This window comes from Streptomyces sp. NBC_00096 (assembly GCF_045041305.1).
Lineage (GTDB): Bacteria > Actinomycetota > Actinomycetes > Streptomycetales > Streptomycetaceae > Streptomyces.
In genome coordinates, this window is the sequence record NZ_CP108221.1 from 6,317,675 (window position 1) to 6,331,660 (window position 13,986).

Sequence of the window (13,986 nt, forward strand, 5' to 3'; positions counted from 1 at the left end):
GTGAAGCGAAACATTCATTCCGGCATCAGGATTCCGCCGACGGGGCCGTCCGGGGCGCTGGACCTGCTGGCGCTGGCGCGCAAGGCCATCGACGACGCGTACGGCAGCGACGATCAACTGTCCCGGGTGGCCCTGCACTTGATTGACTGCGCCACGGACGCCGCCGCCCTGCTGGCCCGGGCGGACGACCTGGAGGCGGCCCGGGAGGCCCTGGGCTCGGCCCGCTCCGCGGTCGTCGCCGCGACCGCCGCGGTGCGCCTCACCCACGACGGCCTGCGCCTCACCCGGGACGGTGGGAAGGCCGCGAAGTTCTGAAGACCCCCACGCCGTAAGTGGAGTTGCCGCGGATGGTACGTCCCCCACGTCCCGTCCGCAGGGCCGATCGATGAAGATCACACGGAGGAGTGTTCCGGGCGCGCCTTCCGTACCCCGCTGACCTGCGGCATGTACAACGGGTGATTGTTTACTGCACATTCATCCGGCATGGCCAGTTCATGTCAGGCAGGGTGGATCTGGTCGGACAGGGGGTAACGGCCCGGAATGGAAATACTTCAACAGCGCTCCACCACCGCTCAGGTGTGGGAAGCGGCCGAGGAGTTCATCCGACTGTTCCACAGGGAGAACCCGGGTGCGGGTGATCCGCGCGAGCGGCTCGCCGCCGTACGGGCCGAGCTCGCCGCTACGGACACGTACCGGCACACTCCCGAGGAACTCGAACACGGCGCGCGCGTGGCCTGGCGCAACAGCAACCGCTGCATAGGCAGGCTGTACTGGAACTCGCTGCGCGTCCGCGACCGCCGCGGGCTCACCGAGGCCGGCGCGATCGCCTCCGAGTGCTTCGAGCACCTCCGCGAGGCGACCAACGGCGGCCGGATCCGGCCCACCATCACCGTCTTCGCCCCCGACGCCCCGGACCGTCCCGGCCCGGTGATCTGGAACGAGCAGCTCGTCCGGTACGCCGGCTACGGCGACCACCACTCCATAACCGTCGGCGACGCCCGCAACGCGGAGCTCACGAGCGCGCTGCTCGCCCTCGGCTGGTCCCGGGGCCCCGGCACCCCCTTCGACCTGCTCCCGCTGGTCGTGCAGGGTGTCGACGACAAACCCCGCTGGTTCGACGTCCCTCCGGACGCCGTGCTGGAGGTGCCCATCGAGCACCCCGACGGCGCGCTGGGCGGCGACGGCTGGTCGGACTGGGGCCTGCGCTGGCACGCCGTACCCGCGATCTCCAACATGTGCCTGGAGATCGGCGGCATCCACTACCCGGCGGCGCCCTTCAACGGCTGGTACATGGGCACCGAGATCGGCGCCCGCAACCTCGCCGACACCGACCGCTACAACCTCCTGCCGGCGGTGGCCCGCCGCATGGGCCTCGACACCGGCAGCGACCGCTCGCTCTGGAAGGACCGAGCGCTCGTCGAGCTCAACCGGGCGGTGCTGCACTCCTTCGACCGGGCCAAGGTCACCATCGCCGACCACCACACCGAGTCCCGGCGGTTCCTGACCCACGTGCAGAAGGAGGAGCGCAAGGGCCGCGACGTGGGCGCGGACTGGTCCTGGATCGTGCCGCCGATCTCCGGTTCGGCGACGCCGGTCTTCCACCGCACGTACGAGGACCGGCCCAGTTCGACGGCCTACGTCCATCACCCCGGCGCGCTGGAACGGGCCCAAGGGCGGGATCTGGTCTAGACCTTCTGTTACCGTCGCTGCCCAACGGATCCGGAACAGTTGAGAGGGGCATCCTGTGAGCGACGCGGACAGCGGTGTGGGCGGTGGGGACCGTACGGCCCACGGCGGCGGACACCGGGCCTGGATCGGCTCGTTCACCTCGGGGGGCGGCCGCGGTGTCACCACCGCGGCCGTGGATCCGGCCACGGGAGCACTGACCGTGCTCTCGGTCACGGACGCCGTCGCGGACCCCTCGTACCTCGCGCACCACCGCGCCACCGGCGTGCTCTACGCGGTGAGCGAGACCGAGCGCGGTGAGGTGGGAGCCTTCCGGCCCACCTCCGGGGGGCTGACCCCCCTCGGCACCGCCGTCCGCGTCGGCGGCTCCGGCCCCACCCACCTCAGCGTGGCCGGACGCCGGCTGCTGACCGCCAACTACACCTCCGGCAGCGTCAGCAGCCTCCCGCTCGCCGCCGACGGCGCGATCGGGGGGCCCGCCGCCGTACTCGCCCACCACGGCTCCGGCCCCGACGCGGGCAGGCAGCGGACCCCGCACGCCCACCAGGTGCTGCCGGATCCCAGCGGCCGCTGGGTGCTCAGCGTCGACCTCGGGACCGACTCGGTACGGGTCTGCGCGCTCGACCCGGCCACCGGGACCCCGCGGGTGCACGCCGAGACCGTGCTGCGCGCCGGGACCGGCCCCCGCCACCTCGCCTTCCACCCGTCCGGGGAGGTGGTCTACGTACTGCACGAACTGGAGCCGCAGCTGACCGTCTGCCGCTGGAACGCGGGGTCGGGGGAGCTCCAACCGGTCGCCGAGGTTCCGGTCGCCTCCACGGGCGCTCCAGGGGCCGGAGCGGCCTACCCCTCGGCGGTGGTGACCTCGCCCGACGGCCGTTTCGTGTGGGCGGCCGTCCGCGGCGCCGACGCCCTCGCCACCTTCTCCCTCGCCGGGGGCGCCGAGAAGCCGCAGCTCACGGGCGCCGTGCCGTGCGGAGGCAGCTGGCCCCGGGACCTCGCCGTCGACCCGTCCGGACGCCGGCTGTACGCGGCCAACGAGCGCTCCGGGGACGTCACCTGGTTCGACGTGGACCAGCTGACCGGGCAGCCGCGCCGGGCCGGCTCGGTGGCCGTGCCCGCCGCCACCTGCGTGGTCTTCGGCTGACGCCGCGGCGCGTGCGCGAGAGGGCCCGCGCTCCGGAATCCCGGGGCGCGGGCCCTCTCGCGTACCGCATGGGCAGTCGGGTCAGTGGGCGGCGGCGCCCAGGGTGATGCCGAGGGCGGCGGAGTACTGCGCGACGGCCAGCTTGCCGAGCGCGGGGTATGCGCCGAGCACGTCGGCGGCGCTGCAGCCGGCCTCCTTGCAGGCGGTGTCCAGGAGCCCCTCGGCGGCCTCCGGGCCGATCAGGTACGGGGCCAGCGCGAGCTGGGCCGAACCCTCGCGGCGCAGCTGGTCGGCCGTGGCGGCCACCGCGCCCTCCTCGTCCAGCGCGGCGGCCATCACGGGCACCGCGAGCCGGGCGGCCAGCAGCATGCCGGTGATGCCGGCCGCCTTGACGGCTTCCTCGCCACCGGTGGTGACCAGGACGATGCCGTCGGCGGCCGTGGTCACGCTGAAGAGCCTGGCCCGGTCGGCGCGGGCGAGGCCGGCCTCGGAGAGCCGCACGTGCAGCCCCTCGGCGAGCAGCGGGTGCGGGCCGAGCGGGTCGGCCAGTTCGGCGGCGGCCGAGGAGTCCATCAGGGCCTGGCGCACGCGGCGCAGCAGATCCCCGTCGGGACCGGCCAGCAGGGGCACGACCACGGCATCCGGGCCGGTCGGCGCGGGCACCTCCTGCCCCGCTTCGCGGGCGAACTCCGCGCGCGCGGCACGGTCCCGCGCGACGGAGTCCAGTACGCCCGACAGGGACGGGAACTCGGAGGCGTCGTCACCGTCGAGGAAGCCGACGCGGGCGTCGAGGCCCGGTAGCTCGGAGCGGCCGATGCTGATGATCTCTTCCGCGAGCCCCCGCGAGGCGGCCGAGGGGGCACCGGGCACGGCGAGCACCAGCGCGGGCGCGCCCTCGGGCGCCACCGCGGGCTCGGGTCGGCGGTGCCGCCCGGTCTGGCGGGGTCGCGGCATTCGTACGGGCAGGCCATTTGCGGGCCCAGTGGGGGAGCTCATGGCGCCGCATGCTACTGGTTTATCGGAACTCGCTGTTCGGGCAGGGCCATCTCCGGCGGCATCTGTCCGTATTTATCCGAGGAATGTCGTATACGCTTCAACCGTTCGGTCACGCAGGTGACCTGCACGGTCACCCGTCAGGCACCCCGTCCGGCATCGTCCGGCCCCCCGTCCGGCAGCCGTTCGGGCACCCGCACCGTCAACCGGCGGCGGGCAGTCGCCAGTCCACGGGCTGCGCCCCCTGGCGCGCCAGCAGGTCGTTGGTCCTGCTGAACGGCCTGGAGCCGAAGAACCCGTTGTCCGCGGACATGGGGGAGGGGTGCACCGACTCCACGGCCGGCAGGTCGCCCAGCAGCGGCCGCAGGTTGCGGGCCTCGCGCCCCCACAGCACCGAGACCAGGGGCTTCCCGCGCGCCGCGAGCGCGCGGATGGCCTGCTCGGTCACCGCCTCCCAGCCCTTGCCTCGGTGGGCGTTGGGCTTGCGCGGCGCGGTGGTGAGCGAGCGGTTGAGCAGCAGGACGCCCTGCCGGGTCCATGGAGTCAGGTCCCCGTTGAGGGGCCGGCCCGTCCCGAGATCGGCGTGCAGTTCCCGGAAGATGTTGTCGAGGCTCGGGGGCCACGGGCTGACCTCGGGGGCCACGGAGAAGGAGAGGCCGATCGCGTGCCCCGGCGTGGGGTACGGATCCTGTCCGACGATCAGCACCTTCACCTCGTCGAAGGGCTGCTGGAACGCGCGCAGCACGTTCGCCCCCGCGGGGACGTACGTCCTGCCCGCCGCGATCTCCGCGCGCAGGAAGTCGCCCATCGCGGCGATCTGCGTCGCCACCGGTTCCAGAGCGCGGGCCCAGCCCGGCTCGACGATCTCGTTCAACGGTCGTGCTGCCACGGTCGATCACTCTACTGGCCCAGTCGGGCCGTCCGGTACCGGTACCGGACGGCCCGACTGGGCCAGCGCCAGTGCCGGCGTCGCGACCGGCGCGCACCGGGGCGGCCGTTGTCGGTTCGAGATCGGTTCGCAACGGCTTCGAGTGCTCCAACTGCCGCTTCCCCACGTCACATTCAACACCGATGACGTTCGAGGGAGACGGTATGAAGTCCCATGAGCACCGCACGTCCGCCGCGCCGCGCGAAGCCGGCACCGCCCGCGGGGCCCGCCCGGCCCGGCGAAGAACCTACGCCGGGCTGATCGCCGCACTCGTCGCCGGCGGCGTCCTGCTGACCGGCTGCGGAAGCGGTGGCGGCTCGAACCGTGCCGCCGAGCGCGGAACGAAGGGCGCCGACTCCAGGCCGCGGCCCGCCGCCTCCTTCGGCGGGGGAGGCCTCGAGGGCGAGAGCGACGGACGGCGCGCCGGCGCTCCGCCCGCCGACTACCTCTCCACCTTCGCGCTCGACGTGGACACCGCGAGCTACGGCTACGCCCGCCGCACCCTCGCCGACGGCAAGCTGCCCGACCCCGCCACCGTGCGCCCCGAGGAGTTCGTCAACAGCTTCCGGCAGGACTACCGGGAGCCCGCCGGCGACGGCTTCTCCGTCACCGTGGACGGAGCCCGCACCACCGACGCGAACTGGGCGCTGGTCCGCGTCGGCCTCGCCACCCGCTCAGCGAACCAGGGAGGTTCCGAGGGCGGGGAGGCCCGGCCGCCCGCCGCGCTCACCTTCGTCGTGGACGTCTCCGGGTCCATGGCCGAGCCCGGCCGCCTGGACCTCGTCCGCACCTCCATGAACCTGATGACCGACCAGCTGCGCGAAGACGACTCGGTCGCCGTCGTCACCTTCAGCGGCAAGGCCCAGACCCGGCTGGCGATGACCCGCGTCGAAGGCCACCGCGACCAGATCCACCGGGTCGTGGACGCGCTGACCACCGCCGATTCCACCAACGTGGAGGCCGGGGTCACCCGCGGGTACGAGGTCGCGGTCAAGTCCCTGCGGCCCGGCGCCACCAACCGGGTCGTGCTGCTCTCCGACGCCCTCGCCAACACCGGCGCCACCTCGGCCGACGCCATCCTCAAGCGCATCGCCGACGCCCGGACCGAGCACGGGATCACCCTGTTCGGCGTGGGTGTGGGCAGCGAGTACAACGACGCCTTCATGGAGCAGCTCGCGGACAAGGGCGACGGGCACACCACCTACGTCTCCGACACCGAGGGCGCCCGCAAGGTCTTCTGCGAGGACCTCCCGGCGCAGGTGCAGCTGCGGGCCCGCGACGCCAAGGCGCAGGTCTCCTTCGACCCGCAGAACGTCGAGCGGTTCCGGCTGATCGGCTACGACGACCGCCGCGTCGCCGACGACGAGTTCCGGGACGACACCGTCGACGGCGGCGAGGTCGGGTCCGGCCACACGGTGACGGCCCTGTACGCGGTGCGGCTGCGCCCCGGCGCCGCGGGGCACCTGGCCACGGCGACGGTCCGCTGGCTGGACCCGGCCACCCGGGCGCCGCACGAGGAGTCCGGCCGGATGGAGGCGGCGGCGCTGTGGGGCGACGTGTGGACCGAGGCGCCCCCGCGCCTCCAGGTCACCGCGGTGGCCGCCTACTTCGCCTCCGCGCTGCGCGAACGCGACGGCGGCTGGGAGCGCGTGCCGGGGGCGGTCCCGCTGGCCGGCCTGGCCGGGCACGCGGAGCGGCTGGCCGGGCGCACCGAGGACCCCGCGGTACGTCAGCTGGCGCTGGCCGTGCAGCAGGCCGGGCGCCTCACCGGCTGACGCCGGGCGGGATCCGCGGGGGACCGCCCGGCTCCCACGGCTTCGGCCGGGGCGTCAGCCCAGTACGGCGGCCCGCACGCACAGCACGTCCGGCAGGTGCTCGGCCAGCAGCTGCCAGCTGTCGCCGTCGTCGTGGCTGGCGTACAGCTCGCCGTTGCGGTTGCCGAAGTAGATCCCGGCCGGGTCCGCGTCGTCCGTGCACAGCGCGTCGCGCAGCACGGTGCCGTAGTGGTCCCCGGCCGGGAGGCCCTTCGTGAGGGGCTCCCAGCTCGCACCCGCGTCCGGGGTCCGGAAGACCCGGCAGCGGTGCTCCGCCGGGACCCGGTCGGAGTCGGCGTTGAGCGGGAAGACGTAGGCGGTGTCCGGCCGGTGCGGGTGGGCGGCCACCGCGAAGCCGAAGTCCGAGGGCAGCCCGGCGCCGATGTCGGTCCAGCGGGCCCCGGCGTCGTCGCTGCGGTACACGCCCCAGTGGTTCTGCAGGTACAGCCGGTCCGTGTCACCCGCGTCCTGGGCGATCTTGTGGACGCACTGGCCGAACTCGGGATCCGGATCCGGCAGGAACACCGCCGAGACCCCACTGTTGGACGGGGCCCAGCTCGCCCCGCCGTCCGTGGTCCGGAACACCCCGGCCGTGGAGACCGCCACCGTGACCACGTCCGGGTCGCGCGGGTCGGTGACCACGGTGTGCAGTCCCTCGCCACCGCCGCCCGGGACCCACTTGTCCCGGCTCGGGTGCTCCCACAGGGGCCGGACCAGCTCGAAGGACTCGCCGCGGTCGGTCGAGCGGAACAGTGCGGCCGGCTCGGTCCCCGCGTAGACCACCCCGGGGGCCTCGGGTCCGGCCGGATGCAGCTGCCAGACCCGTTCCAGGGAGGCTCCGGTGTCCTGGGGGAACTTCACGGCGGCCGCGGCGGGCTCCCGCCAGGTCGCACCCAGGTCGTCGGAGCTGAAGACGGACGGCCCCCAGTGCGAGCTGTCCCCGGCCACCAGCAGCCGGGGTGCCGGGCCGCGCCGGTCGATGGCGACGGCGGAGACCGCCTGGGCGTTGAAGTGGGGCTCGCCGAAGTCCCATGCGCCGCCGGAGCCCCGGCGGCCGATGAAGAGCCCCTTGCGGGTCCCCGCGAGCAGTACCACGTCGGTCATGGCCGACACCTCCGGACGTCGTCGTCCCGCACGGCAGCTATTCCGCCAGTCTGCACCCGGGCACTGACAGCGGCCGGTCGGCACGCGGACGGACCGGGTCGGGCTGGTTGTACGGGAAGTCTCGTACTACGAGAACTTTCGTAGTACGGTGACTCTCGTACTTAGCCGCCGATCCCCGGTGCGCGTCCAGTCACCTCCGGAGAGCCCTCATGAGTGCTGCCCCCGCTGCCTTCGCCGCCCTGTTCCAGCCGTGGACCATCCGCTCGGTCACCATCCCGAACCGGGTGTGGATGGCCGCGATGTGCCAGTACAGCGCCGAGCCCTCCGGCCCGGACGCCGGTGTCGCGGGCGACTGGCACTTCGCGCACTACGCGGCCCGCGCCACCGGCGGCACCGGCCTGATCGTCCAGGAAGCCACGGCGGTCACCCCGGAGGGCCGGATCTCGCCGTACGACCTCGGCATCTGGAACGACACCCAGGTGGCGGCGCTGCGCCGGATCACCTCCTTCATCAAGGCTCAGGGCGCCGTCCCCGGCATCCAGCTCGCCCACGCCGGGCGCAAGGCCTCCACCGACCGCACCTGGAAGGGCGGACGCCCCGTCGGCCCCGGCGTGCACGGCTGGCAGCCCAGTGCCCCGAGCCCGCTGCCGTTCGCCGAGGGCCACCCGGTCCCGCATGAGCTGACGGTCCAGGAGATCCGCGACGTCGTGGAGCAGTTCGCGGCCGCCACCCGGCGCTCGCTCGAGTCCGGCTACCGGGTCGTCGAGATCCACGGCGCCCACGGGTACCTGATCGGCCAGTTCCTTTCCCCGCACAGCAACGAGCGCACCGACGAGTACGGCGGCTCCTTCGAGAACCGCACCCGACTCGCCCTCGAAGTCGTCGACGCCGTACGGGCCGCGTGGCCCGAGGAACTGCCGCTGTTCTTCCGGATCTCCGCCACCGACTGGCTGGAGCAGGACGGCTGGACCGCCGACGAGACCGTCCGGCTGGCCGCGCTGCTCCGGGAACACGGCGTGGACCTGCTCGACGTCTCCACCGGTGGCCTCGCCCCCGGCGTGACGATCCCGGTCGGCCCCGGCTACCAGGTGCCCTTCGCGGCCCGGGTCAAGGCCGAGACCGCCCTCCCGGTCGCCGCCGTGGGTCTGATCACCGAACCGGAGCAGGCCGAGAAGATCCTGGCCAACGGCGAGGCCGACGCCGTCCTGCTGGGCCGGGAGCTGCTGCGCGACCCGTTCTGGGCCCGCCGCGCGGCCGCCGAGCTCGGCGCGGAGATCCGTACGCCCGACCAGTACCACCGCTCCTGGTGAGCCGGCACGGGGTGGGGCGCGGGACCCGGATCCCGGTCCCGTCCCTGCGCCGCTCCCGCACCCGATCGGGATCCGGTCCTACGACGGTTCTCGTACGATGGAGCCCGACCCCGGAGCCCGACCCCGGATCACCCGAGCGAGTGGAGTACGGACATGGCGGAACGTGACGCGGCCCGTGTCCTCGCCCACCCCGAGGCCGCCGAGATCCGGCTCGAGGGCGTCCTGCACGCGCTCTCCGACCCGGTCCGGCTGGCCATCGTCCGTGACCTCGCGGCCACGGAGGCCGAGCTGGCCTGCTCGCACTTCGAGCTCCCGGTCACCAAGTCGACGACCACGCACCACTTCCGGGTCCTGCGCGAGAGCGGTGTCGTGCGCCAGTGTTACCGGGGCACCGCCAAACTGAACGGACTGCGCCGCGCCGAACTGGCGGAGCTGTTCCCCGGACTCCTCGAGAGCGTCCTCACGGCGGCCGCCGCCGAGGCGGCACGGCTCACCGGCTGACCGGCCCCGCCTGCCCGCACCGTCCGTCGGCCCCGCCCGTCCCGCCGCGCCCGACTCAGTCCGCCCGGCCCGCCGCGCCCAGCAGGCCCCTCCAGTCCGGGATCTTGACGGAGCGCCGGCCCAGGGACCGGCCGAGCTCCGCCTCCGCCTCCTCGATGGCCAGCCACCCCGGCCACTGGACCGGCCGCAGCCCCGCGGCGCGCAATGCCTCCAGCGGGTCCCGCTCCCGGTCGCGCCGGGCCAGTGCCCCCGCGTCCTGGAGAAGGGAGGAGACCGTCTCCTTGGCGCACGGCCGGTTGGTGCCGATCACCCCGGTCGGGCCGCGCTTGATCCAGCCCGCCACGTACTCGCCGACAGAGGCGCGGCCCTCCCGGACCACCCGGCCCGCCGCGTGCGGGACCGTGCCGCGGCGCTCGTCGAAGGGCAGGCCGGGCAGCGGGACGCCCTGGTACCCCACCGAGCGCAGGACCAGCCGGGCCGGCACGTCCACGTGGACGCCCGTCCCGGTGACCCCGCCCAGCCCGTCGGGGGCCGTCCGCTCGAAGCGCATCCCGGTGACCCGGCCGTCCGGTCCGCCGAGCACCTCCACCGGTCGCAGGAAGAACCGCAGCGAGATCCGCCGGGTGCCGCCGTGCGCCGGAGCGGCCGCCCAGCCGCGCAGCACCTCCACGTTGCGCCGGTTCCCCGCGGGCAGGGCCGCGCCCGGGTCGGCGTACGCCGGGTCCAGGGCCAGCTCGGCCGGGTCCGCCACCGCGTCCACACCGGGCAGCGAGCCCAGTTCGCGCAGTTCCTTCGTGGTGAACTTCCCCTGTGAGGGCCCGCGTCGGGCGACCATGTGGACCTCCCGCACCCCGCTGGCCCCGAGCGCCCCGAGGGCCGGCTGCGGCATGTCGGTGGGGGTCAGCTCCGGTACGCCCCGGACCAGGATCCGCGTCACGTCGACCGCGACGTTGCCCGCCCCGACCACGATCGCCGAATCCACCCCGGGCAGGCCGAAGGCCTCGGCGGCCGCGTCCGGATGCCCGCTGTACCAGGCCACGAAGGCCGTCGCCGAGTGCACGCCGGCCAGGTCCTCGCCGGGGATGCCGAGCAGCCGGTCCCGGGCCGCGCCGACGCAGTAGACCACCGCGTGGTACAGCTCCAGGAGCCGGGCGGTGGGCAGTTCGGGCCCGCCGACCTCGACGTTCCCGAGGAAGCGGATCCGCTCGTCCTCCAGCACGGTGCGCAGGCTGCCCTGGAGGGACTTGATCTTCTCGTGATCGGGGGCCACCCCGTACCGCACGAGCCCGTACGGGGCCGGCAGCCGGTCGAACACGTCGACCCGTACGCCCGGCACTTCACGCTGCTGTACGAGTGTCTGCGCGGCGTAGACCCCGCTGGGGCCCGATCCGACGACGGCGATACGAAGCACGGTGCTCCTCCCGCAGGTGTTCCCAGCATGACACCGGGTGCCGGGACCGTCAGCCCATCGAGCGCATCCGGTGGATCTCGGCGGTCTGGGTGGCCACCACCTCGGTGGCCATCTCCTCGACGGAGGCGTTGTTGCCCGAGGCCAGGGCCTCGCCGGCCATCTTCAGGGCGCCCTCGTGGTGGGCGGTCATCAGGGTGAGGAAGAGCCGGTCGAACGCGGCTCCCGTGGCCCCCGCCAGCTCCTTCAGCTGCGCCTCGGTGGCCATGCCCGGCATCGCCGCGTGGTCGTGGCCGCCCGCGTCGGCGGCCGGCGCCGGGTAGCGGGCCGCCCACCTCTCCATCGCGCCGATCTCGGGCCGCTGGGCGGCGGTGATCCGTTCGGCGAGCCGCTTGACCCCGTCGGCCGAGGCCCGGTCCGGGGCGAGCGCACTCATCGCGAGGGCCTGCCTGTGGTGCTCGGTCATGTTCCGCACGTACGCCCGGTCGGCCGCGTTGGGGCTGTCGTCGGGCAGCTCCCGGGCGGCCTGCTCGGGGGAGATCGTGCGCGCCTCCTCGCCCGGCCTGCCGGGGGCGATCACCACCGCCTTGCCTTCCGCGGCCCCGTCGGCCCCGCCCTCGCTGCAGGCCGTGAGGGTGAAAAGCAGCCCGGTGGCCAGGGCCGCCCCGGCCAATCGCCCGAGTAACACTTTCGCCATGTCCATGCAAAGGACCATACTGCCGGGGTCCGCGTTCCGTTCCCACGACGGGCGGAACCGACCGGACTCATGGGAGGGCACAGTGACCTCGATGCAGACCAGCAGAGCGCGGCGCGGATCCCTGGGAGTGGCGGTGGCGGCGACCGGCCTCCTCGCCACGCTCCTGACGGCCGGACCCGCGGCCGCGAGCCCCGACCCGGGGGACTTAGTCCCCGGCGCGGGCGCGCAGCAGAGCGCCGGCGCCGCCGGGGGAGAGGGCCGGGAGCTCGCGCCCGGTGAGATCCCCGGCCAGGACGAGATCGTCCACAGCCGCAACATCAAGCACCTGGCGAACATCCCCAGCACCGACCCGACCCGCATCAACTCCGACCTCGCGTTCCAGGGCCGGTACGCCTACGCGGGCAACTACACCGGCTTCACCATCTACGACATAGGCAATCCGAAGGCGCCCAAGACCGTCACCGAAGTCCTCTGCCCGGGCGGGCAGAACGACATCTCGGTCCAGGGGGACCTGCTCTTCCTCTCCACCGACTCCTCGCGCAGCGACGACTCCTGCAACAGCGTCTCGCAGCCCGCCACGGAGAAGTCCTCGTGGGAGGGCATCAAGATCTTCGACATCAAGGACAAGAAGAACCCGAAGTACATCAAGTCCGTCGAGACCGCCTGCGGCTCCCACACCCACACGCTCGTACCGGGCGGCCGGGACATCTACCTCTACGTCTCCTCGTACTCCCCGAGCGACGCCTTCCCCGACTGCAAGCCGCCGCACGACGGCATCTCGATCGTGAAGGTCCCGAAGAAGGACCCGACCCGGGCGGCGGTCGTCGCGTTCCCGGTGCTGTTCCCGGACGGCGGCAATCCGGGCGCGCCCACCAACCCCGGCGTCTCCAAGACCACGGGCTGTCACGACATCACCGTGCTGCCCTCCGAGAACCTCGCCGCGGGCGCCTGCATGGGCGACGGGATCCTCTTCGACATCAGCAAGCCCGAGGAGCCGCGGGTCATCGACCGGGTGCAGGACAACGTCAACTTCTCGTTCTGGCACTCGGCCACCTTCAACGAGCGGGTGAACAAGGTGGTGTTCACCGACGAGCTGGGCGGCGGCGGTGGCGCCACCTGCAACGAGGCCACCGGCCCCGACCGGGGCGCCGACGGCATCTACGAGATCACCGGCCGCGGCGACCAGCGCAAGCTCGTCTTCAAGAGCTACTTCAAGATCCCGCGCCACCAGGCCGACACCGAGAACTGCGTGGCCCACAACGGCTCGCTGGTCCCGGTCGGCGGCGGCCGGGACATCATGGTCCAGGCCTGGTACCAGGGCGGCGTCTCGGTCTGGGACTTCACCGACTCCACCAGCCCCAAGGAGATCGCCTACTTCGAGCGCGGCCCGCTGACCACCGACAAACTCGGCCTCGGCGGCTCCTGGTCCGCGTACTACTACAACGGGCACATCTACTCGAACGACATCGTCAAGGGGCTGGACGTACTGCGGCTCGACGACTGGCGCACCGACAGCGCCAAGTGGGTGCGGCTGGACCGGCTCAACACGCAGACCCAGCCCGAATACCACTAACGGGGCGGGGGAAACGTTCCGCCGGGCGGTCCGCCGTCCGGCGGGACCCCCAGCTCCCAGTCCAGCCCGTACCGCTGGAACAGCTCGGCCCGCAGCCGGGCCGCCGGCATCGGCGCGCCCGGCAGCAGCACCGCCACCACCGCGCCCATCAGCAGGGCCCGCAGCAACGGGTAGTCGGTGTCCACCTCCGGAGAGCCGTACCGCACGACGGTGTCCCGCAGCAGCTCCGCGAGCCGCTGCTGCTCGCCGCACTGGACGAAGCCCTCCGCCTGCAGGATGCCCGCCATGTGGGTCCGCATCAGCCGCGGCTGGTCCCGGGCCAGCCCCAGGATCGCGTCGATGGCCCGCGCCAGGCGCTCCCGGCCCTCCCCGGGGCCGACGGGGAGCGGTTCCCGCTCCAGCCCCGCTTGCAGGGTGAGGTGCATCAGCCGGTGCACGGCGGACTGGAGGAGTTGCCGCTTGCCCGGGAAGTAGTAGGACACCAGGCCACGGGCGGTGCCGGCCCGGTCGGCGATGTCGCCGAGCGTGGTGGCCTCGTAGCCCCGCTCGGCCACGAGTTCGACCGTGGCCTGCAGCAACCGCTCCCGGGAACGCCTGCGCAATTCTTCATTGACCGATGCGCTGCGCGGGGACATGCTTGCTCCTGCGTTGACTGGCTCGGAGCCAGTATACTCAGCGCGCCGGACCGTCTGTTCGGGGCGACACGGGGGATCGCCCCGAACAGACACCGCCGGGCCCGGCCCGGTGTGAGGCCGAAACCCCCTCGGCGACCCGGCCGTGGTCCATGGTCGAACGCCACGGAGTCCGGGTCGTCGCCAAGGTGGC

General features: G+C 73.4%; 13 protein-coding genes. 7 read left to right on the plus strand and 6 right to left on the minus strand.

Going from position 1 to position 13,986, the window contains the following annotated elements; translation table 11 throughout:
• The 3 genes from OG904_RS28060 to OG904_RS28070 all read left to right on the plus strand — a co-directional run bounded on the left by OG904_RS28060 (position 1) and on the right by OG904_RS28070 (position 2,833).
• Positions 1-315: a hypothetical protein gene (locus OG904_RS28060; RefSeq protein ID WP_405495617.1), complete on the plus strand. Its 315-nt coding sequence runs from the start codon at positions 1-3 to the stop codon at positions 313-315.
• 225 nt (positions 316-540) lie between these two features.
• The gene (locus OG904_RS28065) at positions 541-1,689 is read left to right on the plus strand and encodes a nitric oxide synthase oxygenase (protein ID WP_405495619.1); all 1,149 of its coding nucleotides are present in this window, start codon (positions 541-543) and stop codon (positions 1,687-1,689) included.
• A gap of 55 nt (positions 1,690-1,744) precedes the next feature.
• Complete coding sequence (locus OG904_RS28070; RefSeq protein ID WP_405495621.1) at positions 1,745-2,833, plus strand: lactonase family protein; 1,089 nt, start codon at positions 1,745-1,747, stop codon at positions 2,831-2,833.
• 81 nt (positions 2,834-2,914) lie between these two features.
• On the opposite strand, the gene OG904_RS28075 is transcribed toward OG904_RS28070, so the two are convergent.
• Together OG904_RS28075 and OG904_RS28080 are read right to left on the minus strand one after the other, a co-directional pair.
• The gene (locus tag OG904_RS28075; protein WP_405495623.1) at positions 2,915-3,829 is read right to left on the minus strand and encodes a sirohydrochlorin chelatase; all 915 of its coding nucleotides are present in this window, start codon (positions 3,827-3,829) and stop codon (positions 2,915-2,917) included.
• Between the two features lie 199 nt (positions 3,830-4,028).
• Positions 4,029-4,715 carry a uracil-DNA glycosylase gene (locus OG904_RS28080; RefSeq protein ID WP_405495625.1) on the minus strand — a complete coding sequence of 229 codons (687 nt, stop codon included), beginning with the start codon at positions 4,713-4,715 and terminating at the stop codon, positions 4,029-4,031.
• Positions 4,716-4,918: 203 nt separating this feature from the next.
• Between OG904_RS28080 and OG904_RS28085 the strand changes: the two genes are divergently transcribed.
• A complete protein-coding gene (locus OG904_RS28085; protein WP_405495627.1) occupies positions 4,919-6,529 on the plus strand; it encodes a von Willebrand factor type A domain-containing protein in 1,611 nt (536 codons plus the stop codon).
• 54 nt (positions 6,530-6,583) lie between these two features.
• On the opposite strand, the gene OG904_RS28090 is transcribed toward OG904_RS28085, so the two are convergent.
• The gene (locus tag OG904_RS28090) at positions 6,584-7,672 is read right to left on the minus strand and encodes a WD40/YVTN/BNR-like repeat-containing protein (protein ID WP_405495629.1); all 1,089 of its coding nucleotides are present in this window, start codon (positions 7,670-7,672) and stop codon (positions 6,584-6,586) included.
• 209 nt (positions 7,673-7,881) lie between these two features.
• On the opposite strand from OG904_RS28090, the gene OG904_RS28095 reads away from it, so the two are divergent.
• Both OG904_RS28095 and OG904_RS28100 read left to right on the plus strand, forming a co-directional pair.
• On the plus strand, positions 7,882-8,982 hold the full coding sequence (locus tag OG904_RS28095; RefSeq protein ID WP_405495631.1) for an NADH:flavin oxidoreductase/NADH oxidase: 1,101 nt from the start codon (positions 7,882-7,884) through the stop codon (positions 8,980-8,982).
• Positions 8,983-9,135: 153 nt separating this feature from the next.
• Positions 9,136-9,483 (plus strand): ArsR/SmtB family transcription factor, encoded by a 348-nt coding sequence (locus OG904_RS28100; RefSeq protein ID WP_405495633.1) that lies wholly within the window; start codon positions 9,136-9,138, stop codon positions 9,481-9,483.
• A gap of 55 nt (positions 9,484-9,538) precedes the next feature.
• Here the strand turns inward: OG904_RS28100 and OG904_RS28105 are convergent, their stop codons facing one another.
• Complete coding sequence (locus OG904_RS28105) at positions 9,539-10,894, minus strand: FAD-dependent oxidoreductase (protein WP_405495635.1); 1,356 nt, start codon at positions 10,892-10,894, stop codon at positions 9,539-9,541.
• Positions 10,895-10,943: 49 nt separating this feature from the next.
• On the minus strand, positions 10,944-11,594 hold the full coding sequence (locus OG904_RS28110; RefSeq protein ID WP_405495637.1) for a DUF305 domain-containing protein: 651 nt from the start codon (positions 11,592-11,594) through the stop codon (positions 10,944-10,946).
• Between the two features lie 85 nt (positions 11,595-11,679).
• Here OG904_RS28110 and OG904_RS28115 point away from each other — a divergent pair, with 85 nt between their 5' ends.
• A complete protein-coding gene (locus OG904_RS28115) occupies positions 11,680-13,161 on the plus strand; it encodes an LVIVD repeat-containing protein (RefSeq protein WP_405495639.1) in 1,482 nt (493 codons plus the stop codon).
• Here the strand turns inward: OG904_RS28115 and OG904_RS28120 are convergent.
• Positions 13,158-13,796, minus strand: coding sequence for a TetR/AcrR family transcriptional regulator (locus tag OG904_RS28120; RefSeq protein WP_405495641.1), 639 nt, complete (start codon positions 13,794-13,796; stop codon positions 13,158-13,160). The genes OG904_RS28115 and OG904_RS28120 overlap by 4 nt on opposite strands.
• Positions 13,797-13,986: the final 190 nt, after the last annotated feature.

What these genes read in the sequence shown, in the direction of transcription:
- OG904_RS28065 (WP_405495619.1), top strand. Translation starts at nt 541, where the DNA reads ATGGAAATACTTCAACAGCGCTCCACCACCGCTCAGGTGTGGGAAGCG.
- OG904_RS28075 (WP_405495623.1), bottom strand. Translation starts at nt 3,829, where the DNA reads ATGAGCTCCCCCACTGGGCCCGCAAATGGCCTGCCCGTACGAATGCCG.
- OG904_RS28085 (WP_405495627.1), top strand. Translation starts at nt 4,919, where the DNA reads ATGAAGTCCCATGAGCACCGCACGTCCGCCGCGCCGCGCGAAGCCGGC.
- OG904_RS28090 (WP_405495629.1), bottom strand. Translation starts at nt 7,672, where the DNA reads ATGACCGACGTGGTACTGCTCGCGGGGACCCGCAAGGGGCTCTTCATC.
- OG904_RS28095 (WP_405495631.1), top strand. Translation starts at nt 7,882, where the DNA reads ATGAGTGCTGCCCCCGCTGCCTTCGCCGCCCTGTTCCAGCCGTGGACC.
- OG904_RS28100 (WP_405495633.1), top strand. Translation starts at nt 9,136, where the DNA reads ATGGCGGAACGTGACGCGGCCCGTGTCCTCGCCCACCCCGAGGCCGCC.
- OG904_RS28110 (WP_405495637.1), bottom strand. Translation starts at nt 11,594, where the DNA reads ATGGACATGGCGAAAGTGTTACTCGGGCGATTGGCCGGGGCGGCCCTG.
- OG904_RS28115 (WP_405495639.1), top strand. Translation starts at nt 11,680, where the DNA reads ATGCAGACCAGCAGAGCGCGGCGCGGATCCCTGGGAGTGGCGGTGGCG.
- OG904_RS28120 (WP_405495641.1), bottom strand. Translation starts at nt 13,796, where the DNA reads ATGTCCCCGCGCAGCGCATCGGTCAATGAAGAATTGCGCAGGCGTTCC.